The organism is Oscillibacter sp. MSJ-31 (genome assembly GCF_018918025.1).
Lineage (GTDB): Bacteria > Bacillota > Clostridia > Oscillospirales > Oscillospiraceae > Hominicoprocola.
Genome location: NZ_JAHLPT010000002.1, coordinates 1 through 21254, shown reverse-complemented (window position 1 = coordinate 21254; position 21254 = coordinate 1). Strand labels below are relative to the sequence as shown.

Annotated in this window: 23 protein-coding genes; 9 read left to right on the top strand and 14 right to left on the bottom strand. The window is 60.5% G+C overall.

All coding sequences use genetic code 11. From position 1 onward, the window contains the following. Positions 1 to 15: 15 nt before the first annotated feature. The 6 genes from KQI17_RS01885 to serC all read right to left on the bottom strand — a co-directional run bounded on the left by KQI17_RS01885 (position 16) and on the right by serC (position 5703). Entirely contained in the window at positions 16 to 204 is a 189-nt protein-coding gene (locus KQI17_RS01885; protein ID WP_022018615.1) for a DUF6472 family protein, read from the bottom strand. Between the two features lie 12 nt (positions 205 to 216). After that, complete coding sequence (locus KQI17_RS01880) at positions 217 to 1917, bottom strand: [FeFe] hydrogenase, group A (RefSeq protein WP_216494559.1); 1701 nt, start codon at positions 1915 to 1917, stop codon at positions 217 to 219. Next, complete coding sequence (locus tag KQI17_RS01875) at positions 1910 to 2704, bottom strand: NADH-ubiquinone oxidoreductase-F iron-sulfur binding region domain-containing protein (protein WP_216494558.1); 795 nt, start codon at positions 2702 to 2704, stop codon at positions 1910 to 1912. The genes KQI17_RS01880 and KQI17_RS01875 overlap by 8 nt, the downstream gene beginning before the upstream one ends. Positions 2705 to 2945: 241 nt before the next feature. After that, positions 2946 to 3563, bottom strand: a complete 618-nt coding sequence (locus KQI17_RS01870) for a single-stranded DNA-binding protein (RefSeq protein ID WP_216494557.1) — start codon at positions 3561 to 3563, stop codon at positions 2946 to 2948. 110 nt (positions 3564 to 3673) lie between these two features. Further along, positions 3674 to 4579, bottom strand: a complete 906-nt coding sequence (locus tag KQI17_RS01865) for a D-2-hydroxyacid dehydrogenase (RefSeq protein WP_253285637.1) — start codon at positions 4577 to 4579, stop codon at positions 3674 to 3676. A gap of 35 nt (positions 4580 to 4614) precedes the next feature. Next, positions 4615 to 5703: a 3-phosphoserine/phosphohydroxythreonine transaminase gene (gene serC, locus KQI17_RS01860; RefSeq protein WP_216494556.1), complete on the bottom strand. Its 1089-nt coding sequence runs from the start codon at positions 5701 to 5703 to the stop codon at positions 4615 to 4617. Between the two features lie 290 nt (positions 5704 to 5993). Between serC and KQI17_RS01855 the strand changes: the two genes are divergently transcribed. After that, positions 5994 to 6842 (top strand): hypothetical protein, encoded by an 849-nt coding sequence (locus tag KQI17_RS01855; RefSeq protein WP_216494555.1) that lies wholly within the window; start codon positions 5994 to 5996, stop codon positions 6840 to 6842. 69 nt (positions 6843 to 6911) lie between these two features. Continuing rightward, the gene (locus KQI17_RS01850; RefSeq protein WP_216494554.1) at positions 6912 to 7358 is read left to right on the top strand and encodes a zinc ribbon domain-containing protein; all 447 of its coding nucleotides are present in this window, start codon (positions 6912 to 6914) and stop codon (positions 7356 to 7358) included. 40 nt (positions 7359 to 7398) lie between these two features. Here the strand turns inward: KQI17_RS01850 and KQI17_RS01845 are convergent, their stop codons facing one another. Further along, positions 7399 to 8856, bottom strand: coding sequence for an FAD-dependent oxidoreductase (locus KQI17_RS01845; RefSeq protein WP_216494553.1), 1458 nt, complete (start codon positions 8854 to 8856; stop codon positions 7399 to 7401). 162 nt (positions 8857 to 9018) lie between these two features. Between KQI17_RS01845 and safA the strand changes: the two genes are divergently transcribed. From safA to KQI17_RS01830, 3 genes are all read left to right on the top strand, one after another. Then, positions 9019 to 9618: a SafA/ExsA family spore coat assembly protein gene (safA, locus tag KQI17_RS01840; protein WP_216494552.1), complete on the top strand. Its 600-nt coding sequence runs from the start codon at positions 9019 to 9021 to the stop codon at positions 9616 to 9618. A gap of 131 nt (positions 9619 to 9749) precedes the next feature. Beyond that, on the top strand, positions 9750 to 11000 hold the full coding sequence (locus KQI17_RS01835) for a chloride channel protein (RefSeq protein ID WP_216494551.1): 1251 nt from the start codon (positions 9750 to 9752) through the stop codon (positions 10998 to 11000). Between the two features lie 53 nt (positions 11001 to 11053). Next, a complete protein-coding gene (locus KQI17_RS01830; RefSeq protein ID WP_216494550.1) occupies positions 11054 to 11788 on the top strand; it encodes a DUF421 domain-containing protein in 735 nt (244 codons plus the stop codon). A 37-nt stretch (positions 11789 to 11825) separates the two neighbouring features. Here KQI17_RS01830 and obgE read toward each other — a convergent pair whose 3' ends face one another. From obgE to KQI17_RS01800, 6 genes are all read right to left on the bottom strand, one after another. Further along, on the bottom strand, positions 11826 to 13106 hold the full coding sequence (gene obgE / locus KQI17_RS01825; protein WP_216494549.1) for a GTPase ObgE: 1281 nt from the start codon (positions 13104 to 13106) through the stop codon (positions 11826 to 11828). A 133-nt stretch (positions 13107 to 13239) separates the two neighbouring features. Next, entirely contained in the window at positions 13240 to 13521 is a 282-nt protein-coding gene (gene rpmA / locus KQI17_RS01820; RefSeq protein WP_022018285.1) for a 50S ribosomal protein L27, read from the bottom strand. 52 nt (positions 13522 to 13573) lie between these two features. Beyond that, positions 13574 to 13903 carry a ribosomal-processing cysteine protease Prp gene (locus KQI17_RS01815; protein WP_022018286.1) on the bottom strand — a complete coding sequence of 110 codons (330 nt, stop codon included), beginning with the start codon at positions 13901 to 13903 and terminating at the stop codon, positions 13574 to 13576. A 3-nt stretch (positions 13904 to 13906) separates the two neighbouring features. Further along, positions 13907 to 14218, bottom strand: a complete 312-nt coding sequence (rplU, locus tag KQI17_RS01810; protein ID WP_216494548.1) for a 50S ribosomal protein L21 — start codon at positions 14216 to 14218, stop codon at positions 13907 to 13909. A 157-nt stretch (positions 14219 to 14375) separates the two neighbouring features. After that, positions 14376 to 15059 carry a CPBP family intramembrane glutamic endopeptidase gene (locus KQI17_RS01805; RefSeq protein WP_216494547.1) on the bottom strand — a complete coding sequence of 228 codons (684 nt, stop codon included), beginning with the start codon at positions 15057 to 15059 and terminating at the stop codon, positions 14376 to 14378. Positions 15060 to 15068: 9 nt separating this feature from the next. Then, positions 15069 to 15902 (bottom strand): pantothenate kinase, encoded by an 834-nt coding sequence (locus tag KQI17_RS01800; RefSeq protein ID WP_216494546.1) that lies wholly within the window; start codon positions 15900 to 15902, stop codon positions 15069 to 15071. Positions 15903 to 16069: 167 nt separating this feature from the next. On the opposite strand from KQI17_RS01800, the gene KQI17_RS01795 reads away from it, so the two are divergent. From KQI17_RS01795 to KQI17_RS01785, 3 genes are all read left to right on the top strand, one after another. After that, positions 16070 to 17524, top strand: a complete 1455-nt coding sequence (locus tag KQI17_RS01795) for a nicotinate phosphoribosyltransferase (RefSeq protein WP_216494545.1) — start codon at positions 16070 to 16072, stop codon at positions 17522 to 17524. 30 nt (positions 17525 to 17554) lie between these two features. Then, complete coding sequence (gene cls / locus KQI17_RS01790; protein WP_216494544.1) at positions 17555 to 19114, top strand: cardiolipin synthase; 1560 nt, start codon at positions 17555 to 17557, stop codon at positions 19112 to 19114. 295 nt (positions 19115 to 19409) lie between these two features. Beyond that, positions 19410 to 19781: a TnpV protein gene (locus tag KQI17_RS01785; RefSeq protein WP_253285636.1), complete on the top strand. Its 372-nt coding sequence runs from the start codon at positions 19410 to 19412 to the stop codon at positions 19779 to 19781. Between the two features lie 783 nt (positions 19782 to 20564). Here KQI17_RS01785 and KQI17_RS13500 read toward each other — a convergent pair. Beyond that, positions 20565 to 20753, bottom strand: coding sequence for a hypothetical protein (locus tag KQI17_RS13500; RefSeq protein ID WP_253285666.1), 189 nt, complete (start codon positions 20751 to 20753; stop codon positions 20565 to 20567). On the opposite strand from KQI17_RS13500, the gene KQI17_RS01780 reads away from it, so the two are divergent. Then, positions 20706 to 21254: IS110 family transposase (locus KQI17_RS01780; RefSeq protein ID WP_253285658.1), on the top strand; the 549-nt coding region annotated here is incomplete at its 3' end. The two genes, KQI17_RS13500 and KQI17_RS01780, sit on opposite strands and share 48 nt — an antisense overlap.

Sequence of the window (21254 nt, the reverse complement as noted above, 5' to 3'; positions counted from 1 at the left end):
TCCTGCCCTTTTTTCTTACTGCTTGGAGGAGAGATAGTAGTCGCTCTCGCCGGGATGGTAGAACGGACAGGCGGGGTAGTCCCCACGCAGGAATTGGGCCATTTCGTCCTCGTCCAGCTCGGCGCCCTGCTCGCAGGTGTAGCAGTCGTACTCCTCGTCATAGACGTAGTTCATGCAGTCCTCGCAGCGGCTCTGCTTCGCCATCGCGCGCCCTCCTCAGTCCTTGTACTCGATGTGCAGCAGCTCGTGCGCGCGGTCGGCGAGACCGTTTGCGTACATCGCGTCGATGACCGGATTGCGCTCGCTGCGCTTGAACATGGCGCTGCGGTCGATCTCGTAGAGCCCCTGCGCGCGCTGGAGCTTTTTCGCCATCAGGGCGTAGGGCTGGCCCGCGCCGCCGACGCAGCCGGTGCGGCAGGACATGACCTCGACGAGGTCCGCCTGCACCTCGCCGCTCCGGATCTGATCGAGCAGCTTTGCGGCGCTGCCGAGCCCGTGGACGATGGCGGCGCGCACCTTGCGGCCGTTGATCGTGACCTCGGCGAAGCGAACGGCGTCCGTGCCGCGGATGCCGCTGTGCTCGATGGTGCGCAGGGCATTCTTGCTCTTGTCGGGGGTGCAGCAGCGGATGACTGCCTCAGCCACGCCGCCGCTCGTGCCGAAGATCTCCGCCGCGCCGGAGCCCATGCCGTAGGGCAGGTCGGGGGATTCCTTCTCCAGCATCTGGAAGCGGATGCCGGACTCCTTCATCATCTGCACGACCTCCTGCGTGGTGAGCACAAGGTCGACGTAGGGGACGCCGTAGGCATCGCGGAACTCCTCGCGCCGCGCCTCCATCTTCTTGGCGGTGCAGGGCATGATGGCGATGTGGAAGGTCGTGCGGCCGTCCTCGGCGTCCTTCTTGCGGTAGTTTTCCTTGAGCACGGACGCAAACATCTGCATGGGGGAGCGGGCGGTGGAGAGATTCTTCAGAAATTCGGGCCGCTCGTTTTCCACATACTTCACCCACGCGGGGCAGCAGGAGGTCATCAGCGGCAGGTTCTCGCCGGTTTCGAGCCGGCGCAGGAACTCGGCGGATTCCTCGCGCACGGTGAGATCCGCGCCGAAGATGGTGTCGTACACCTCGTCCGCGCCCATGATTTTGAGCGCGGTGACGAGCTTATCGAGCACATTTTCGCCCGCGGGGAGGCCGTAGGCCTCGCCGATGGCGACGCGCACGGCGGGCGCGATCTGAATGACGACTCGCTTTTGCGGGTCCTGTAGGGCTTTCCACGCGGGGCCGATGTCGTTCTTGATGGTGATGGCGCCGGTGGTGCACACGGCGGAGCATTGTCCGCAGCTGACGCAGTGCGTCTCGCTCAGCGGCTTATTGTCCGCCGTGGCGATGTGCAGGCCCGGGCCACGGCCGGCAAAGCGCAGATTGCTGATGCCCTGCACCTCGTGGCAGACGCGCACACAGTCGCCGCAGAGGATGCACTTGTTGAGGTCCATCGTAACGGCGGGGCTGGAGAAGTCCATCTTGATGTGCTCGCGCGTATCGTCGAAGCGGACGTGGTGGATGCCGAAGCGGACCGCCATCTCCTGCAAACGGCAGGCGCGGTTCTTCTCGCAGGTGGTGCAGTCGCGGCAGTGCGCGGAGAGCAGCAGCTCGATGATCATGCGGCGGTACTTGAGCAGCCGCGCCGTGTTGGTGCGGATGTGCAGCTCGTTTTTCGGCGGCATGGTGCAGGCTGCGTCGATCTTTCCGGTGCCCTCCTCCTCGACCATGCACATACGGCACGCGCCGTAAACGGACAGATCGGAATGGAAGCAGAAGTTGGGGATCTCAACGCCGGCCTTGCGGCAGACCTCGAGCACGTTGGGTTCGTTGTCATATTCCACGCGGATGTTGTCCACGTACATAACGCCCTTAGACATCGAGCTCCACCTCCTTGATCGCGTCGAAGGGGCAAGCCTCGATGCAGGTATAGCATTTCACGCACTTTTCCGGGTCGATCGAAAACGGCGAGCGGACGACGCCGGTGATGGCATTCGCATGGCAGTTGCGCGCGCACTTGCTGCACCCGCGGCAGATGGCGGGATCCACGACCAGACAGATGCGGTTGTAGGGCAGATCGCCTGGCTGGATGGGATAGCGGTAGTCGTTCTCGCACAGCGCGCAGTGACCGTCCAGATGGCCGCGAAACTCCTCGGGGAAGTATTTCACGGCGCTTTGCAGCGTCGAGAACGAGCCGCGCCCGAGGTTGCAGAAGGCGGTGACGGAGATCATCTCGCCGAGATCCATGAGCAGGGAGAAGTCCTCCTCGCTCAGCCGGTAATTGCGCAGCGCCCACAAAAGCTCGTTCATGCGCTTGGTGCCCTCGCGGCAGGAAACGCATTTGCCGCAGAACTCCGTCTGCGTATACTGCATGAAGCGGCAGGCGACGTCCACCATGCAGCGGTCCTCGTCGAGGACGGTGATGACGCTGTCGCCGCGGCGGATGCCGTAGGGCTTGAGCTGCTGGAAATGCAGCGGCAGGTCAAGCTGCTCGGCGGAAAGAAGTCCGCCGCTGGGGCCGCCGATCTGCACGGCCTTGCACCTTTTTCCGTTCGCCATGCCGCCGCCGAGCTGCTCCACGACCTCGCGCAGCGTGGTCGATTCCTCGGGGATGTCCACATGACCGGGGCGGTTGATGTCGCCCTTGAGCATGAAAATTCTTGCCATTCGATCCACTCACTTTTTCTTGCGTTTGCGTATAATACACAACAGTATAACACTCTATCACTATACGGAAAAAATGTAAAGAGAAGCATTCATAAATAATCTGAATAGGTCGAAAACCGTGACGAAAAAGGCATAAAGACCGATCGGAGAAGCGTCCTGCAAAGCTCTTAGCGCCGTGCAGGAGCCGGCGCGGCAGGCCAAAAGACAAAGAAAGCGGGGGACGCGCAGCGTCCCCCGCTTTTCAGATCAGCTCTGTTTCCTCGTCGTCCAGCAGCTGCATCACCGACACCTCGTAGGCGGTGCGCTCCTCGCTGCCCGCGTCGGTCTGCTTGATGTAGGTGCGGCTCTGCACGCGGCCCTCAAGCGTCAGGCGGTCGCCCACCTGCATTTCTGCGATCTTGGCGGCGACCTTTCCCCACGCGATGCAGGGCAGATAGTCCGCGCGCCCGTAGCGGCGGTTGACCGCCAGGATCATATCGCAGATGCTGCGCCCCAGCGGCGTGCGCCGCAGCGTCGGCTGCTTGCACAGCACGCCCGAGAGCAGGATGCGGTTGAAGTGCCCGTCGTCGCACGGCTCGAGGGACTGGGCGAAGGTGGAGATGACAAGGCGGCTGCCGTGCCCGCTGCGGTTGTTGAACGAGCGGAGCTGTCCGGTCACACGCAGGGGCGTGCCCTCTGCAATGTCGATGCCCTCCAGCAGAGTGGAAGGGGCGAGGATGAGAGGCAGGTCACTCTGCCCGGACAGACGCTCCACGCGCAGCGGAAAGCGGTAAAAGCTCTCGCCGTGATTCTCGTGCGAAAAGGAGGGAGCCGCGCCGGCTGTGCCCCAAAGCTCCACATAGTTCTGACTTTTTTCCATAGCGTACACCTCAAAGTATGTTGTTGGTGCAGTCTATGAAAGGAGCCGCGCGAGTATGACAAAAGGGAAGCCCCTGCGGGCTTCCCTTTGCTGCGATTGGAGAGAGGAGCTTACATCTTGGAGATGATGTCCACGATCTCCGCGCCGATGCGCTTCTGAGCCTCGACGGTGGCGGCGCCGATGTGCGGCGTGCAGGAGACCATCGGGTGAGAGTAGAGCGCCTTGTTGGTGGCGGGCTCGTCGGCGTACACGTCCAGACCGGCGGCGCGGACCTTGCCGCTCTCCAGACCGGCGAGCAGGGCGGCCTCGTCGACGTTGGTGCCGCGGGAGGTGTTGATGATGACGACGCCGTCCTTCATCTTGGCAATGCGCTCGGCATTGATGAGCGCGCCGCCGTCGACCGCGGGAGCGTGGACGGAGATGAAGTCAGCCTTCGCCAGCAGCTCGTCCATCTCGACGTAAGGGATGCCCAACTGCTCCTCGATGCCGGGGATGTGGAAAATATCAAAGGCGATGACGTTCATGCCGATGGCCTTGGCCATCACGCCGAGCTTCTGGCCGATGCGGCCGAAGCCGACGACGCCGAGGGTCTTGCCGCACAGCTCGATGCCCTTGCCGTAGGCCTTCTTTTCCCACTGGCCGTTGCGCATGGTGTAGCCGGCGTGGGAGATGTAGCGGGCACAGGAGAACATATGAGCCATCGCCAGCTCGGCGACGGACTCGGAGGAAGCGCGCGGGGTGTTCTTCACGTCGATGCCGGCGGCCTTGGCATAATCGACGTCGATGTTGTCAACGCCCACGCCGCCGCGGATGATGAGCTTGAGATTGCTGCCCTTGGCCTCGTCGATCTGTGCGGCGCGGACCTTGGTCTTGGAGCGGACGACGACCACGTCGAAGTCACGCAGGGCCTTGCCCAGCTCGGCGGGCTCGTAGAACTGCTCGACGACCTCGTGACCCTGAGCCTTCAGCTCGGCCATCGCGGTCTTATCCATACCGTCAGTAACAAGAATACGCATGATAACTTTCTCCTTGTAAATGTTTTAAAATGGTTTTACTTGTGCTCGGCCTCGAACTTCTTGAGGAAGTCGACCAGCGCCTGAGCGCCCTCGATGGGCATGGCATTGTAAACGCTCGCGCGCAGACCGCCGACGGACTTGTGACCCTTGAGGTTATCGTAGCCCGCAGCCTTGGTGGCGGCGACGACTTCGGCATCCAGCTCGGCGGAGTCGGTGACGAAGGGGATGTTCATGAGAGAGCGGAACTCCGGCTCGACCGTGCCGTGGAACATCTTGGAGGAATCCAAGAAGTCATAGATGACCTTGGCCTTGGCGATGTTGCGCTTGTGCATCTCCTCGAGACCGCCGATGCTCTTGAGATACTTGAAGACCTTGCCGCAGCAGTAGATCGCCCAGCAGTTGGGGGTATTGTACATGGAGCCGTTCTTGGCGTGGGTGTCGTAGCGCATATAGATGGGCATCTTGGGGTCGAGGTCCTCGCGGATGAGGTCCTCGCAGATGATGACGATGACCATGCCGGCAGGGCCGACGTTCTTCTGCACGCCCGCGTAGATCATGCCGTAGTCGCTGACGTTGCAGGGCTGGGAGAGGAACATGGAGCTCTGGTCGGAGACGAGGATGTGGCCCTTGGTGTTGGGCAGCTTCTGCCAGGTCACACCGTGGATGGTCTCGTTCTCGCAGATGTAAACGTAGTCGGCGTCGTCGGGAATATCGAGATCGGAGCAGTCGGGAATGTAGCTGTAGTTCTTATCCTTGGAGGAAGCGGCAACGATGACCTCACCGTACTTCTTGGCTTCCTTGATGGCCTTGCTGGACCATGCGCCGGTGTCGATGTAGACGGCCTTGCCGTTCTTCATCAGGTTCCAGGGAACCGCCGCGAACTGGAGGGTGGCGCCGCCCTGAATGAAGAGGACCTTATAGTTGTCGGGGATCCCCATCAGGTCGCGCAGGTCGGCGTCGGCTTCGTCGATGATCTGCTGGAAGACCTTGGAGCGGTGGGACATTTCCATGACGCACATGCCGCTGCCGCGGTAGTTCATCATCTCGTCACGGATCTCCTCCAGCACGGGCTCGGGCATCATGGCGGGACCGGCGGAGAAGTTGTAGGTGCGATTGTACTTCATTGTTGTTTCCTCCTGATCGTTGTTATTTTAAGGTAAAATGACGGTTTTTGCCTGATTTGACAAGTACAGTATAGTACAGCTTATTTGGATAATCAATAGAAAAAAAGAAATGACCTGAATGATTTTTTGTCAACTAAACAAAAAGTAAGATTTTTGCGCTTCGGCTTGAAAAAGCAAAGCGGGGCGGCGGTCTTAAAAAAGATGTAAGAAAGTCGTAAAAAGAAAAACATTGCATATTGCGTTAAGAACGTATAAAATATTCGCAAAGAACCGTGAAAGAAGGTATTGCCATGCGTCCGGACGGAACCAGAGTCAAGAATGCCAGCGCCATTGTTTCGGCGCTTCCCTATATCATGCCGCGCCGCTATGACGCGCACGATTACATCACCGAGTATGCCGAGATGGAGCCGATGCGCCGCTACATCCAGAGCAAGCGGCGGGAGGGCGTGCGCATCTCCTACATGGCGCTGATCCTCGCCGCCTACTTCAAGGCGTATCAGCAGCACCCGAAGATCAACCGCTTCATCATGAACTCGAAGATCTACCAGCGCAACCACTTCTGCGTCAGCTTCGTCATTCTCAAGACGCGCGCCGACGGCACGCCCGACGAGACGAGCGTGAAGATCTTCTTTGAGGACGGGGACGACGTCATTTCCATCAACCGCAAGATCGAGGACGCGGTCGCGCTCAACCAGAAAAAGGAGCATAACAACAACACCGACCGCTTTGCGAACTTCATGTTCTCGCTGCCGGTGCTGCCGACGCTCGTGGTCGGCCTCGTCAAGCTCCTCGACCGCCTGGGCCTGCTGCCGCGCTTCGTCATCGACCTCAGCCCGTTCCACACGAGCCTTTTCATCACCAACCTCGCCAGCATCAACACGGAGGCCATCTACCACCACTGCTACGAGTTCGGCACGACGGGCGTGTTCGTCTGCATGGGCAAGCCCGTCCCCAACTTCCTCACCGGTGAATACAACAAGAAGATCATGCCGCTCGGCATCGTGATGGACGAGCGCATCTGCACGGGCCACGAGTACGCGCTCTTCTGGCAGACGCTCCGCCGCTATCTCAAGCACCCCGAGCTGACGGAGAACGGTGCGGAGGAGCGTGCGGAGATGCCGGAGGCGGTCGAGGCGTAAGGGGGCAACCGCGCGTTGCTTGCTTTTCCGACGGAAAGAGGGTATGCTGTCCGACATGGAGGTGATCGCATGGAAACTAAGAATGTGATCTACGAGCTGCGCACGGGAAAGGGTATGTCGCAGGATGAGCTTGCCGAGAGGCTGTTTGTGACGCGGCAGGCGGTCTCGCGCTGGGAAAACGGCGAGACGGTGCCGAACACGGAGACGCTCAAGCTGCTCTCAAGGCTCTTCGACGTGTCGATCAACACGCTTTTGGGCTCGCCGCGGCAGCTGATCTGCCAGTGCTGCGGGATGCCGCTCGAGGAGGCGTCGCTCAGCCGTGAGCCGGACGGAGCCATCAACGAGGACTACTGCAAGTGGTGTTATGCCGACGGCAAATTTGCCTATACGAGCATGGACAAGCTCATCGACTTCTGTGCGGAGCACATGGCAAGCGAGCAATGGCCTGCCGGGCAGGTGCGCGCCTATCTGGCGGGACTCCTGCCGACGCTCAAGCATTGGCAGGCGGCGGAATAAGAAAATACCGGTAAAAAAGCGAGCCGTGCGGCTCGCTTTTTCATATCTCCTGCGGGAAGTCCTTGCAGGGCTTGAGCGCGGCCTTGGCCGGCTCGCTGAGCCGATGGCCCGTATAGTCGAAACGCGAGCCGTGGCAGGGGCAATCCCACGATTTCTCGTCGTCGTTCCACGTCAGCTCGCAGCCGCGGTGCGGGCAGCGGATGTCCACCGCGAACAGCGTGCCGTCCGTGTGGCGGTAGACGCCGTATTTCTTGCCCTGCCATTGCACGATGCCCGCGTGAGTGCGGGCAATGTCCGCCGCCGCGGTCTGCGCGGGCACGAACAGCCGCCGTCCGATGCCGCGCACGGCGTAGCCGGCGCCCTCCCAGAAGGCGGAGATGGACGCGGAGGGGAAGAAGCGCTGGGGCGAGAAAATGTCGGCGTAGGGGTAGTCCTCGCCGGTGAGGCGGGCGGTGAGCAGCGTGGCAGCGACCATGCTGCCGGTCATGCCCCACTTGCCGAAGCCGGTGGCAACGTGCAGGAACGGCGCGGACGAGGAATAGGGGCCGATGTACGGCACGCCGTCGAGCGTCATGCAGTCCTGCGAGGACCAGGCGAACGCCTCCTGCGCCGCGGGAAAGAGTCGCTGCGCCTGCGTGCGCAGACGGTCGTAGCTGTCGCCGAGGTTTTCGCCGCAGCGGTGCCCGCCTCCGCCGAGGAGCAGATAGCGCCCGCTGCGCCGCAGGCTCCAGCCCTCCTCACCCGCGTCGAGCCACATCCCGGGGAGCGGCGGCGCGCCGGTCAGCGCAAGGAGATACGAGCGCTCCTGCCGCAGCCGCAGGTCGTAGAGCCCGAAGCGCTCGAGCATGGGGAAGTGCGTGGCGACAACGATCTGCTCCGCCGTGACCGTGCCGCCGTCGCAGCGGACGGCGTGGCCGCGGATGTCGCGCACGGGGGAGTGCTCATAGACCGTCAGCTCCGGCAGCAGCGCCGCGAGGAACGGCAGCGGCGAGAGCTGCGCCTGCCGCTCGAAGCAGAGCGTCTCACGCACCGGAAAGGGCAGACCCTCGGGCTTCACCAGCCGCGCGGGCGCGCCGAGGGACAGGGCATATTCCAGCTCGCGCGTAAGGGAGGGGCCGTCCGGCGCGGCATAGACGAAGGAGCTTTCGTCCGAGAAGCCGCAGTCGATGCGCTTCTGCCGCACGAGCGCGCGGAACTGCCGCACGGCGCAGAGATTGGCCCGCAGGTACTGCTGGGCCAGATGGAAGCCGAAGTCATGCACCAGCCGCTCGCAGAACCGGCCGTGCTGCGCGGTGATCTTCGCCGTCGTGTGCGCGGTCACGCCCGAGGCGAGGCGGCTGCCCTCCAGCAGCACGACGCGCAGGCCCCGCGTGTGCAGGGCGTAGGCGGTCAGGATGCCGGCCATGCCGCCGCCGACCACGGCGGCGTCGGCGTGCAGGTCCTCCCGCAGCGGTGGATAGGCGGGGAGTGTATCACGGCTGTTCCAAAGCGTTTGCATAGGCGTGCCTCCGAAGCGTTTTTGCTATTGTCTGCCGCCGCGCCGTTTCCTATTCCTGCCGGAATTGGGAAATAGTTGGACTTGCAAAAATAGTTACAAAATGTAACCATTAGAGGACGGAGGGAGCAAATCCCTTGAAAAGCACGAAAAGGAGAATGTACCATGAAAAAACTGCTTTCCCTATCGCTGGCGCTGCTGGCAGCCGCGGCCATGACCGTCCCGACACTTGCCGCGTCCCACACCGTGCAGCGCGGCGACACGATGTGGAAGCTCGCCGTGCAGTATCAGGTCGGCACGAGCGAGATCATCGACGCGAATCCGCAGGTCGCAAATCCGAATCTCATCTACCCCGGCGACGTGCTGACCATTCCCGAGACGGATGCCTCCGTCCGCGCCTGCGAGCAGGAGGTCGTCCGCCTTGTGAACGCCGAACGCGCGAAGCACGGCCTTGCCGCGCTGACGGAGGACTGGGAGCTTTCCCGCGTCGCGCGCTACAAGTCGCAGGATATGCATGATAACCGCTACTTTGCGCACAACAGCCCAACCTACGGCACGCCCTTCCGGATGCTCCGCGCCTTCGGCCTCAGCTACCGCACGGCGGGCGAGAACATCGCCATGGGCTACGCCGCGCCCGCCGCGGTCGTCGCGGGCTGGATGAACAGCGAGGGCCACCGCGCCAACATCCTCAGCAGCGCCTACACGAAGATCGGCGTCGGATACGTCGCCGACGGGCATTACTGGACGCAGCAGTTCATCGGCTGATACGATGAATTTCATCGGATAAAACGATGAGCCTTTTCACCGCTTGACTTTTCCGCCGACTCGTGTAAAATCACCTTGTTCAGACGATGTGAAATTGCCGTAAAGAAATGGGACGGAAAGGGGAACGGGCGATGGAGAAGCTGCAGGGATTTACCGACCATGTGATGCTGTATGTGAAAACGCTGGTCAAATGGCTGCTGGCCGCTGCGCTCATCGGCACGGTCGGCGGCGCGGTCGGCTCGCTCTTTCACCTCGGCGTGGAGTATGCCACCGAGTTGCGGACGGAGGTCCCTGCGCTGCTTTACGCGCTGCCGCTCGCGGGCGTGCTGATCGTCGCGCTCTACCGCTTCCTGCGCACGCAGGGCGTGGGCACCAACGCGGTGCTCGACGCGGTGCATCAGGGCCGCGAGCTGCCGATCCTGCTCATTCCCGCCATCTTCCTCGCCACGCTCCTCACACATCTGGCGGGCGGCAGCGCGGGACGCGAGGGCGCCGCGCTGCAGATCGGCGGCGACCTCGGCGAGCACTTCGGCAAGATGCTGCGCATGGACGATAAGGACTGCCGCCTGGCGACGCTGTGCGGAATGAGCGCACTGTTCTCCGCGCTGTTCGGCACGCCGCTCGCGGCGGTGTTCTTCGCGCTCGAGGTCGTGAGCATTGGTGTGTTGTACTATTCCGGCCTCATTCCCTGCATCACCTCGTCGCTGGTAGCCTACGCCGTATCGCTGCGCTTCGGCATCGAGCCGATGCGCTTCGCCGTTGCCGCACCGGAGACCGACGCGCTCACGCTGGCGCGCGCGGCGGCGCTGGCGCTCGGCTGCGCGCTGGTGAGCATCCTCTTCTGTGAGGCGCTCCACCGCACGGAGCATCTGGCGGAGCGGCTGGTCAAAAACGATTATCTGCGCGCCTTCCTCGGCGGCTGCCTTGTGATCGCGCTGACGCTGCTCGCCGGCTGCCGCGACTACAACGGCGCGGGCGGCCATGTCATCACCGCCGCGCTCGGCGGCACGGCGAAGCCGGAGGCGTTCCTGCTCAAGATCGTCTTTACCGCCGTTACGCTCGGCTGCGGCTTCAAGGGCGGCGAGATCGTGCCCACGCTCTTTGTCGGCTCGACCTTCGGCTGCGCGGCGGGAGCGCTGCTCGGCCTGCCCGCGGGCTTTGCCGCGGCGCTCGGCATCACGGGCCTTTTCTGCGGCATGACGAACTGCCCCCTCACCTCGCTGCTCATCAGCGTTGAGCTGTTCGGCGCGGACGGACTGCTGTGCTACGCGGTCGTGTGTGCGGTGAGCTATGTCTGCTCGGGCTACCGGGGACTGTACTCCAGCCAGACCATCCTCTACTCCAAGCTGCGCGCGGAATTCATCAACGTCCACACGAAGTGAATAAAACGACACTTCCCGCGGCAAACTGCAAAAAATGCCGCGGGAGGATTTTTATGGATAATGTTCAGCCGACGGACGGACTTGATTTTCTGAGTCTCGCCGTCACAGCGGTCGTTTCGTATCTGGTTCTGTTTTTGCTCACGAAGCTGGTAGGCAACAAGCAGATCTCGCAGATGACAATGTTCGACTACATCTCCGGCATCTCGGTCGGCTCCATTGCCGCCGAGATGGCGACCGAGCCGGAGTCGCCGCTGCGTCCGCTCACCGGCATGGTGGTCTACGGGCTTCTGGCCTGGGGCGTCGCGCTGTGGACGAACAAGTCTCTCGCCGCGCGGCGGGCCTTTACGGGCAAGCCGCTCATCCTCTACGACGGAGGAACGCTCTACCGCGAGCACCTCAAGCGCGCGAAGCTCGACCTGAGTGAGTTTCTTACGCTCTGCCGCGCGGGCGGCTGGTTTGACCTCTCCCAGCTCGAGACGGTCGTCTTTGAGCACAACGGCAACCTGAGCTTTCTGCCCAGGGAGGCCTACCGCGCCGCGCAGCCGACTGATCTTTCGCTCTCGCCGAAGCAGAGCGTGCTCATGACGCCGGTCATTATGGACGGCGAGGTGCTGCCGGAGAATCTGCGGTCCGTCGGCAAGGACGAGGTCTGGCTCACGCGGAAGCTGCGCGAGCAGGGCTATTCTGCCTTCGGGGAGGTCTTCCTTGCCCTCTGCGGCGGAAGCGGCGAGGCCCCGCAGCTTTATCCGATCGAGACGAAAAAAACGCCGAGGGAAGACGGCAAATAACGAACAGGCGGCGCTCCCGAGAGGAGCGCCGCCTGACTTAGTGCTGGTATTCAAATTCGAGGTTGTAGAGGCTGACGATGTCGCCGTCCTGAATGCCCATCTCCTCAAGGCGGGCAAAGAGGCCGCTCTCGCGCAGCATCTTGTCGAAATACATCCGGCTTTCGTAGTCGGAGAAGTTGACGTTCGCCATGAGCCGCTCGAGCCACGGGCCTTCGACGATGTAGGTGTTGTCGTCCACCGTGATGTTGAGCGGGGCGGAGGTGTCGAGCTTCGGCGGGCGCGGGACGTACTCCGGCTCGTAGACCGTGACCGGCGGGAGCGTGGAGAGCTTTTCGGCGATCTTCAGCACCAGCTCGCGCGTGCCGGTGTGGGATGCGGCGGAAAGGGCGAAGAGGGGATAGCCCGCCTCCTCGACGTGCGCGCGCAGCTTTTCCAGCAGCGCTTCGTCCTCCATAATGTCGGTCTTGTTCGCGACCACGATCTGCGGGCGCGTTGCCAGCTCGGGGGAATACTGCGCCAGCTCGGCGTTGATGGCGTCGAAGTCCGCGACGGGGTCGCGCCCCTCGCTGCCCGAGACATCGACCACATGAACGAGCAGGCGGCAGCGGTCGATGTGGCGCAGGAAGTCGTGGCCGAGGCCCGCACCGTCCGCCGCGCCCTCGATGATGCCGGGAATGTCCGCCATCACGAAGCTCACGCCCTCGTCGACATACACGACGCCGAGGTTGGGGTAGAGCGTGGTGAAGTGGTAGTTGGCGATCTTCGGCCGCGCCTTGGAAACGACCGAGAGCAGCGTCGATTTGCCGACGTTCGGGAAGCCGATGAGGCCCACGTCCGCGAGCAGCTTGAGCTCCAAAATGACGTCGTGGCTCTCGCCGGGCAGGCCCGCCTTGGCAAAGCGCGGCACCTGACGGGTGGGCGTGGCGAAGTGGCAGTTGCCCCAGCCGCCCTTGCCACCCTTGCAGAGGACGTAGGGCTCGGACGAGGACATATCCTTGATGATCTCGTTCGTCTCCGCGTCGCGCACGAGCGTGCCGCGCGGCACGCGGATGGTGAGCGGCTTGCCGCTTTTGCCGAACTTGCGGCTGCCCTGACCGTCCATGCCGTTCTCGGCGGTGTATTTGCGCTTGTAGCGGAAGTCCATCAGCGTGGACATATTATCGTCCACCTGCAGAATGATGTCGCCGCCGTTGCCGCCGTCGCCGCCGTCGGGACCGCCGGCTGCGATGTATTTCTCACGGTGGAACGCGACCGCGCCGTTGCCGCCCTTGCCGGCGGAAACGGAGATGCGCGCCTTATCAATGAATTCCGTTGCCATATCGAAAAACCTCCTTCGGGGGTATTATTCTCTAACTTTACTATTTTACCCGCTTTTGCGTGCTCCGTCAAGGAAAAGCACAAAAAAGGAAGCGCAAGCCGTCGGCTTGCGCTTCCTTTTTCAAACCACTCAATTACTCAGCGGGATACACGCAAGCCTGCTTGCGATCCTTGCCGAGCTTCTCGAAGCGGAGCACGCCGTCCGCCTTGGCGAACAGGGTGTCGTCGCTGCCGATACCGACGTTGACGCCGGGATGGATGTGGGTGCCGCGCTGGCGAACAAGAATGTTGCCCGCGAGAACGAACTGACCGTCGGCGCGCTTGGGACCAAGGCGCTTGGACTTGGAGTCGCGGCCGTTCTTGGTCGAGCCCATACCTTTTTTATGAGCGAAGAACTGAAGACCAATGTTCATCATAATTCGTAGTCCATCCTTTCTGTAGAATGATGCGTGGGGGGGGAGAGGAGGCTCACGCCTCCATTACTTCGATGTTTTCGGGGTACTCGTCGTGCAGCTCCGTGAAATAGAGCATCAAGCCGGCCAAAAGAGACTGGCAGGTGCTCTCCGCTGCGGCGCTCAGACCGCCGGGGAGACGGAACTCGATGGAACCCGATCTTTCATGGACCTTGACGGAGGCCGCGAGACCCAGCACGTCGTTCACGGTCGCGTCCACGAGACGCACGGCGCTCGTGATGGCGGCGCAGACGATGTCGGAGCCTGCCTCGGCATAGCCGCTGTGGCCCTTCGCGTCGAAGCCGATGATGCGCTTTCCCTCGGTGAGGAAGGTAACGGTCGTCATGGCTCAGAAGCTGATCTTGCCGATCTCAACCTTGGTATAAGGCTGACGATGACCCTGGCGTTTACGGTAGCCCTTCTTGGGGTTGTACTTGAAGATACGGATCTTCTTGCCCTTGCCGTTCTTGACGACCTTGGCATCAACCTTCGCGCCCTCCACCACGGGAGTGCCGAACTTGGTGTTCTCGCCGTCCACGATGGCCAGAACGGTGTCGAAGGTAACGGCCTCGCCGGCCTCGACGTCCAGCTTCTCGATGAACAGAGTGTCGCCCTCGCTGACATTGTACTGCTTACCGCCGGTAACGATGATCGCTTGCATGTGTGCACCTCACTTTCCTTTATTACGGACTCGCTGTCGGGGGTGATCGGACGAGCCGATGCTTTATACCCATTCAAAGCGGCTCACCAATTATAACAGGGAAAAACGGGAAAGTCAAGCGTTATTTGCCTGACTTTCCCACCAAATTTCACTTATTTTATAGGATCTTGAAAAGAATAAAGCCGACCGTGTTGATGGCAAGGTTTGCGAAGATGTGAACTGCCCAGGAGGGGAAGATCGTCCCTGCTCTCGCGTCGAGAAGATTAAAAAGCACGCCGCCCGCAGTAAGTCCCGCGAGCGCGAGAAGGAAGAGAAGCGGAGGGAACCACCCGAGCATCATCGCCGTGTGGTAGAGCGCAAAGCTCAGCGCACTGAAAACACAGGCGAAGCGCTCGCCCGCATACCTGCGCAGAACAAGAAAGGCAAAGCCGCGGAAGAAGAACTCCTCCAGAAGCGAATTGACGAAGGAGATGTAGAGTGATACCCACAGGAAATTCTCCGCCGTAACGCCGGCATTCTTGCCGAGAAGCGCGGTGACAGCAGAAAAATCAAAGACGCTGCGCAGCGCAAAATAAGCGCCGAGAATGAGCGCGAATACGCCAAACCCAAGAGCGAGCACACGCAGCAGCGCGCGCCGCTGTATACGGAAAAGAGCGCGGTAACCGTCCTTGCCCGCAGCATACCCATAGAGCAGGGGAGCAAGCAGAAAGAGTGCGAGCTTAACGGCGGATTTGACTGCGTAGGGAGGGCGGAGTACGCCGTCAACAAGCGTCATTGCCGCGCAGCCGAGCAGTACGAGCGCGCAGATAGCAAGCGCATTTTTCCTTTTAACAGAGATCATTGGTCCGTCTCAGCCCTCCGCTCTCATGCTGTAGAGCGCCGCGCCGATGGCGGTGGCAAAGGTGGCGTTCTCGGGGATGATGTACTCCACGCCGTAGAGCTGTGTGAAGAGCTCAAAGGTCTCGTGCGCGGGCGGGAGCATCGTGAGCGCGCCGGTGAGCACGACCGTGTTCGTGCCGCAGGTGCGGCAGGCGAGCACGGACATCGTGCCGATGGCCTGCAGGACAAGATTCACGAGACCGCGCATCTTGTCGGCGCTCGTGGCGTCCTCGGCGAGCTTGGCGAAGTTCGCCGCCGTCGCCTCCGGCGGCAGCGTGCCGACCTTGCCCTTGGACATATCGCCGATGGTGAGGTCGATCTGGGAGAGGTCGCCGTCCTGACAGAGCTTGCGGATGAGCGCGTACTGGTGCACGCCCGTGATGAGCTCGCTGAGGCCCGAGAGCGTACCGCCGCCGATGCCGCTGCCGATGATGTGGCGGATCTCGCCGCCCTTTTCCGCCCAGAGCAGCGAGGTGCCGGTGCCCATGCTCACCACGACCGCCCGCTCCTTCCGGCTCAGCGCCAGACCGCCCACGCCGACGGAGGGGAACTCCTCGACCTTGACCGTGCGCACGCCGTAAATGTCGCCGTCCACATACGAGGCGCCCACGCCGGTGAGCGCGATGTGGCCGATGTCCGTGAGCTTCAGGCTGTGCGTGGCGAGGAAGTTGCCGAGCGCGCCGTAGAGCGAGGTGAGCGGGTCCTCCGCCTTCACGCGCAGCATATCAATGACTGTGCCGTTCTCGTGCAGCCCCACGATCTTCGTGCTGCTGCCGCCGATGTCAATGCCCAGAATAACGCCCATTTTGCGCTCCTCCAATGAAGTAAATTCATGCATATCATAGGAGACTTGCAGGGCAAAGTCAAGCAAAAGCCTTGAAAAGCCTTGCTTTATCCGTAAAAGCGGGCTATAATGAGGGCATCATAAGGCCGTGGTGAGCGTACCGCGGCCGAGTTTATATGAGGTGTTCCATGAAAACGGAAGAAAAACTGAACATGACCATGCTCTGCGATTTCTACGAGCTGACCATGGGCAACGGCTATTTCCAAACTGGCTTCAAAGATCGCATCACCTATTTTGACGTTTATTTCCGCTCGGTCCCGGACGGAGGCGGCTTTGCCATCGCGGCGGGCCTCGAGCAGCTCATCGAATACATCGAGGATCTGCACTTTGACGAGCAGGACATTGCGTACCTGCGCGGCAAGGGCATTTTCTGTGAGGAATTTCTGGAATATCTGCGCACCTTCCGCTTCACCGGCGATATTTACGCCGTACCGGAGGGGACGCCCGTGTTCCCGAAGGAGCCGATGGTCATTGTGCGCGCGCCCGCCATCGAGGCGCAGCTCGTCGAGACCTTCGCGCTGCTGACCGTCAATCACCAGAGCCTGATCGCCACGAAGGCCAACCGCATCGCCCGCGCGGCCAAGGGCCGCGGCGTGATGGAGTTCGGCTCCCGCCGCGCGCAGGGCACCGCCGCCGCCATCGTCGGCGCGCGCGCCGCCTACATCGGCGGCTGCATCGGCACGGCCTGCACCATCACGGACGAGCTCTACGGCGTGCCCGCGCTCGGCACGATGGCCCACGCCTGGGTGCAGATGTTCGACACCGAGTACGACGCCTTCAAGACCTACTGCGAGCTTTATCCCGGCAACGCCATCATGCTGGTGGACACCTACGACACGCTCCACTCCGGCATCCCCAACGCCATCCGCGCCTTTGACGAGGTGCTGCGCCCGAAGGGCATCACCAAGTGCGGCATCCGCCTCGACAGCGGCGACATCGCCTACCTTTCCCGCAAGGCGCGCGAAATGCTCGACGAGGCCGGCTGGGAGACGGCGACTATCACCGTTTCCAACTCGCTCGACGAGTATATCATCCGCGATATGTGGATGCAGGACGCGAAGATCGATTCGTTCGGCGTCGGCGAGCGGCTCATCACCGCGCGCAGCGAGCCGGTGTTCGGCTGCGTCTACAAGCTCGTCGCCGTAGAGGATAAGGACGGCAATGTAGTCCCCAAGATCAAGATCAGCGAGAACGTCGGCAAGATCACCACGCCGCATTTCAAGAAGCTCTACCGCTTCTACGGCCGCGACACGGGCAAGGCCATCGCGGACTACCTGTGCGTTTACGACGAAACGGTGGACGACAGCGACAAAATGACCATCTTCGACCCCGAGGCGACCTGGAAGCGCAAGGAGGTCTATCACTTCGAGGCGCGCGAGCTGCTCGTGCCGATCTTCAAAAACGGCGAGCTGGTTTACAAGCAGCCCTCGCTCGAGGAGATCCGCGCCTACTGCGCCGCACAGGTCGATACGCTCTGGGACGAGGTCAAGCGCTTCGACAACCCCCACCGCTACTATGTGGACCTGAGCCAAAAGCTCTATGACATCAAGCAGGAGCTGCTGACGAAGAACGGCAGCCATTAAAGAGACCGACGAGAGGGAAGGAGAGGACGGATGAAAAAGCCGCGGTTACAGCAAAGGGGAGAGCGCCGCATCGCTGCGGCCCTGCGCATCGCGCTGGCGGCGGCGCTGCTGGCGGTGCAGGTCCTGTTCGTTGTGCTCACAACGCGCTACCTCAAGGATCACTTTGCGCTCATCTACGGCGCGCTGGAGGGCATTGCCCTGATTACGGCTTTGTATATCTACAATAAGCCGGGCGACCTTTCCTACCGTGTGGCGTGGATCATTCCCATCCTCTTTGTGCCGGTGGTCGGCCTGATCCTCTACCTTCTTTGGGGCGGCGACACGCAGCGCAAGCGCTTACAGCGTCAGACGGTGCCGAAGCTCCCGCCGGAGGAGCCGGAGAGTTTGCGAAACCGCAGCGCGCTCAACGCGGACCGTCTGCAGCGCGCGCTGCCCGGCTGGTCGCGAGTATCTCAGTATCTGAGCAGCCGCGGCTTTTACCTCTATCAGAACACGAAGGCGGTCTATCTTCCCGAGGGGGCGCTGCTGCTGGAGGATATTCTCGGTCGCATCAAAGCGGCGGAGCGCTTCATCTTCATGGAGTATTTTATCCTCGCCGAGGGAAAGCTCTGGGACCGCATGAGCGCGGCCCTTTGCGAGCGCGCCCGCAGCGGCGTGGAGGTCAAGATCATCTTCGACGACTTCGGCAACATCAAGCGTTTCAGCGCGGAGAGCCTGCAGACGCTGCGCGACGCGGGCGTGGAGGTCATCGTCTTCAACCCCGTGCACGAGTATGTCAACCGCCTCTATTTCAACTACCGCGACCACCGCAAGATCACGGTCATCGACGGCGAGACCGCCTACACCGGCGGCGTAAACATTGCCGACGAGTACGCGAACCTCATTGACCGCTTCGGCTACTGGAAGGACAGCGGCATCCGCCTGGAGGGCGAGGGTGTCTGGGGCCTGACCGCGGCGTTCCTCAATATGTGGAGCTTTCTCGGCGGCGAGCTGCACGAGGAGCGGGACTACTACCGTCCTCACACCTCGCCGGCAACGGACGGCTTTTGTCAGCCGTTTCTCGACGGTCCGCAGAACAATCCCGACAACCCCGCCGAGGATACCTTTTTGCAGCTCATCGGCAGCGCGCGCCGCTTCCTTTATATCACGACGCCGTATTTTATCCCGGACGAGAATATCATGCGCGCGCTGTGCATCGCCGGCGACGGCGGGGTGGACGTCCGGCTGATGCTGCCCGGTACGCCGGATCACTGGTACGCCGACGCGGTGGCGGACTCCTACATCGGCGAGCTGCTTGAGCACCATGTAAAGGTGTACCGCTATACACCAGGCTTTCTGCACGCCAAAAGCATCATGGTCGACCGCGAGACGGCCTTTGTCGGCTCAGTCAACTTCGACTATCGCAGCTTTGAGCTGCACTACGAGTGCGGCGTCATGCTCTACGGCGCGAGCGCCATCGAGAGCCTGCTGGAGGACATGGACGGCATTCTGGATAAAAGCCATGCCGTCACGCCCGAGGAGTGGGCGCACCGCGGCCTGCTGCGGCGGATGTTTGAACCCATCCTGCGCGTCTTTTCCATCTGGATGTGAGGACGGCCGGCCTGCTTTTAAAAGCGATTCCGCGGGCTGCAAGCTAATAGATAAAGCATGGCCACCGGTCTACCGGCGGCCATGCTTTCTTCATACGAAATAAAGGTCCCGAAGCCTTATGGCTTCGAGACCTTCTTTGGCAGCGGGAGAAGGATTCGAATTGCGGCGTGAGTGTTTTTAGTAACTTTTTTCGTACAATTTTGTGTCAAACAGTCTGAATCATAAAACAATCTGTACCAGTCAGTCCGATTGTTTTATAAAGTTCAAACTTATAAAGGGTAAAAGCAAGGGTAAATTGGAAAACAGAAAGGAACGCAAAATGGAAATTACATATAGCAAATACGGAGATTACTACCTGCCGGATTTGGCGATACTCGAGGAAGAATCCGCAACCTACGGACGCTTTGGCCGTATGCGGCTCAAGTACCTAAAAGAGCACCACAGAGCAACCTACATCAACTTGAAAACCTCCGGCCAACTGACGCACCATCTCAACGAGATTGACCACGAGGCAAACGAAATGTTGCGGCTTTTGATCGAGCAGATGGCGCAGGCACAAGGCGTCACAGAGCAGTTAAAAGAAGATCAAATGGCGTGGGTCGGAGCCATGAACAACATACGCAGTGCAGAGGAGGAGGTTGTGATGCAGGACGTCATATTTGCTTAAATCTTTTCTTTGTTGAAAATGGAAACGGCTATAATCGCTATCAGTTACAAGTAAAACCTGTGAGTGGCAAAACGCCCCCGCCTAAAGCGGAGGCGTTTTGCCATGGTTGGCTTCGTCGCATCAGATTTACACTCCACGGATAACTGCGAGCGCCTTGAGAAAATAGATGCTGCCCAAGATGGCGAGCAGTTCGAGCGTTGTTGTGAGCATTTGTCCCGCCTCCTTTCTGTTCTGTCTCCAACATAACAGGAAGGAGATAAAAAGTAAAACTGTTAAATAAGATAAATGTTACAGTTTTGTATTGTATATCAATTTGTCCGCATCATGGTGATGGATGCATCTGCCAGAAACCTTCCCTCTTTGCTAAAAGTCTGAACATGGATCAGCACAGTCTTTCTCTCTTAACGGTTTCTGATTCTACGATAAGCATTCCTTCCCTCACATTGGAAAGAAAACTCACAAAGATATTCTGCGTCACTTACTGCCCATCGTCGGCCATTGCGGTCTGGCTGGCGGCCACATCAATGAGCAGCATCAAAAGCCCGCTGTGTACAAAGCCCACTGCATTGCAGCTTTCCGGTTGTATCTCAACACGCACATTTCGTAGTTTGGTACAAAATAAGCATAGCACCCGAAGCGTATAGGAAGCCTCGGAAGCTATGCTTATTTTTGTTATAATGGGAGGGCAATGGATGGACGGTTTCTTTGGTGAGCCAAGCGCTCGAGCTGTAAACAGTCCTCCGCCCTCTTGTTATAAAGATTCGATTGAGCAGGTTGCTCCGGCTATGCCGCGTGCGCGTCACGAACCAAATTGAATCGTAATAAGCCGGTGCGGAAGCATTGCAATATTTTATCAGGAAAGAAGGAATGCCCATGCTCAGTATCGGGATCGATGTGTCCAAAGGAAAAAGCACCGTGTGCGGAATGAAGCCAGGGGGAGAGATCGTGTACGCTCCGTTTGAAGTTCAGCATACAAGGGAAGGAATGTCGGAGCTCGTATCACTGCTGCACAACAGCGGCGAAGAGGTTCGTGTCGTTTTGGAAAGCACCGGCAGCTACCATTGCCCAGTGGTGGCTGCTTTGTTGGAGAACAGAATATTCGTCTCCGTCGTCAATTCGCTGCGGATGAAGCGGTTTTGCTCACAAAGTATCCGCAAGGTGAAGACCGATCGAATCGACGCCATGCAGATCGCTTTGTACGGTCTGGCCTATTGGCAGGAGCTTCAACCGACCAGACTGCCGGAGGATACATATCGGGAGCTTCAGCTTCTGGCGCGGCAGTATTACCAGATGACCTCCCTCCTTATCAAGGCAAAGGTCGATTTTAACGCCATCTGTGACCAGGTTTTGCCCGGTATGCAGGAGCTCATGAACGACCATGCAGGGCGGCACAAGCTTTCGGACTTTGTCCTGCGCTATCATCACACCACTCACATCCTCGAAATGGGAGAAACGCGCTTTCGGAAGGATTAT

Bases quoted from the DNA above. Each gene is read 5' to 3' on its own strand.
- KQI17_RS01875 (WP_216494558.1), bottom strand. From the start codon at position 2,704: ATGGCAAGAATTTTCATGCTCAAGGGCGACATCAACCGCCCCGGTCAT.
- KQI17_RS01885 (WP_022018615.1), bottom strand. From the start codon at position 204: ATGGCGAAGCAGAGCCGCTGCGAGGACTGCATGAACTACGTCTATGAC.
- rpmA (WP_022018285.1), bottom strand. From the start codon at position 13,521: ATGATGAACATTGGTCTTCAGTTCTTCGCTCATAAAAAAGGTATGGGC.
- KQI17_RS01850 (WP_216494554.1), top strand. From the start codon at position 6,912: ATGGAAACTAAGAATGTGATCTACGAGCTGCGCACGGGAAAGGGTATG.
- KQI17_RS01835 (WP_216494551.1), top strand. From the start codon at position 9,750: ATGGAGAAGCTGCAGGGATTTACCGACCATGTGATGCTGTATGTGAAA.
- KQI17_RS01855 (WP_216494555.1), top strand. From the start codon at position 5,994: ATGCGTCCGGACGGAACCAGAGTCAAGAATGCCAGCGCCATTGTTTCG.
- safA (WP_216494552.1), top strand. From the start codon at position 9,019: ATGAAAAAACTGCTTTCCCTATCGCTGGCGCTGCTGGCAGCCGCGGCC.
- rplU (WP_216494548.1), bottom strand. From the start codon at position 14,218: ATGCAAGCGATCATCGTTACCGGCGGTAAGCAGTACAATGTCAGCGAG.
- KQI17_RS01805 (WP_216494547.1), bottom strand. From the start codon at position 15,059: ATGATCTCTGTTAAAAGGAAAAATGCGCTTGCTATCTGCGCGCTCGTA.
- KQI17_RS01880 (WP_216494559.1), bottom strand. From the start codon at position 1,917: ATGTCTAAGGGCGTTATGTACGTGGACAACATCCGCGTGGAATATGAC.
- KQI17_RS01865 (WP_253285637.1), bottom strand. From the start codon at position 4,579: ATGCGTATTCTTGTTACTGACGGTATGGATAAGACCGCGATGGCCGAG.
- KQI17_RS01845 (WP_216494553.1), bottom strand. From the start codon at position 8,856: ATGCAAACGCTTTGGAACAGCCGTGATACACTCCCCGCCTATCCACCG.
- KQI17_RS01795 (WP_216494545.1), top strand. From the start codon at position 16,070: ATGAAAACGGAAGAAAAACTGAACATGACCATGCTCTGCGATTTCTAC.
- cls (WP_216494544.1), top strand. From the start codon at position 17,555: ATGAAAAAGCCGCGGTTACAGCAAAGGGGAGAGCGCCGCATCGCTGCG.
- KQI17_RS01830 (WP_216494550.1), top strand. From the start codon at position 11,054: ATGGATAATGTTCAGCCGACGGACGGACTTGATTTTCTGAGTCTCGCC.
- obgE (WP_216494549.1), bottom strand. From the start codon at position 13,106: ATGGCAACGGAATTCATTGATAAGGCGCGCATCTCCGTTTCCGCCGGC.
- KQI17_RS13500 (WP_253285666.1), bottom strand. From the start codon at position 20,753: ATGCTGAACTTCAAACGGAGCGTACACGATCTCTCCCCCTGGCTTCAT.
- KQI17_RS01815 (WP_022018286.1), bottom strand. From the start codon at position 13,903: ATGACGACCGTTACCTTCCTCACCGAGGGAAAGCGCATCATCGGCTTC.
- serC (WP_216494556.1), bottom strand. From the start codon at position 5,703: ATGAAGTACAATCGCACCTACAACTTCTCCGCCGGTCCCGCCATGATG.
- KQI17_RS01870 (WP_216494557.1), bottom strand. From the start codon at position 3,563: ATGGAAAAAAGTCAGAACTATGTGGAGCTTTGGGGCACAGCCGGCGCG.
- KQI17_RS01800 (WP_216494546.1), bottom strand. From the start codon at position 15,902: ATGGGCGTTATTCTGGGCATTGACATCGGCGGCAGCAGCACGAAGATC.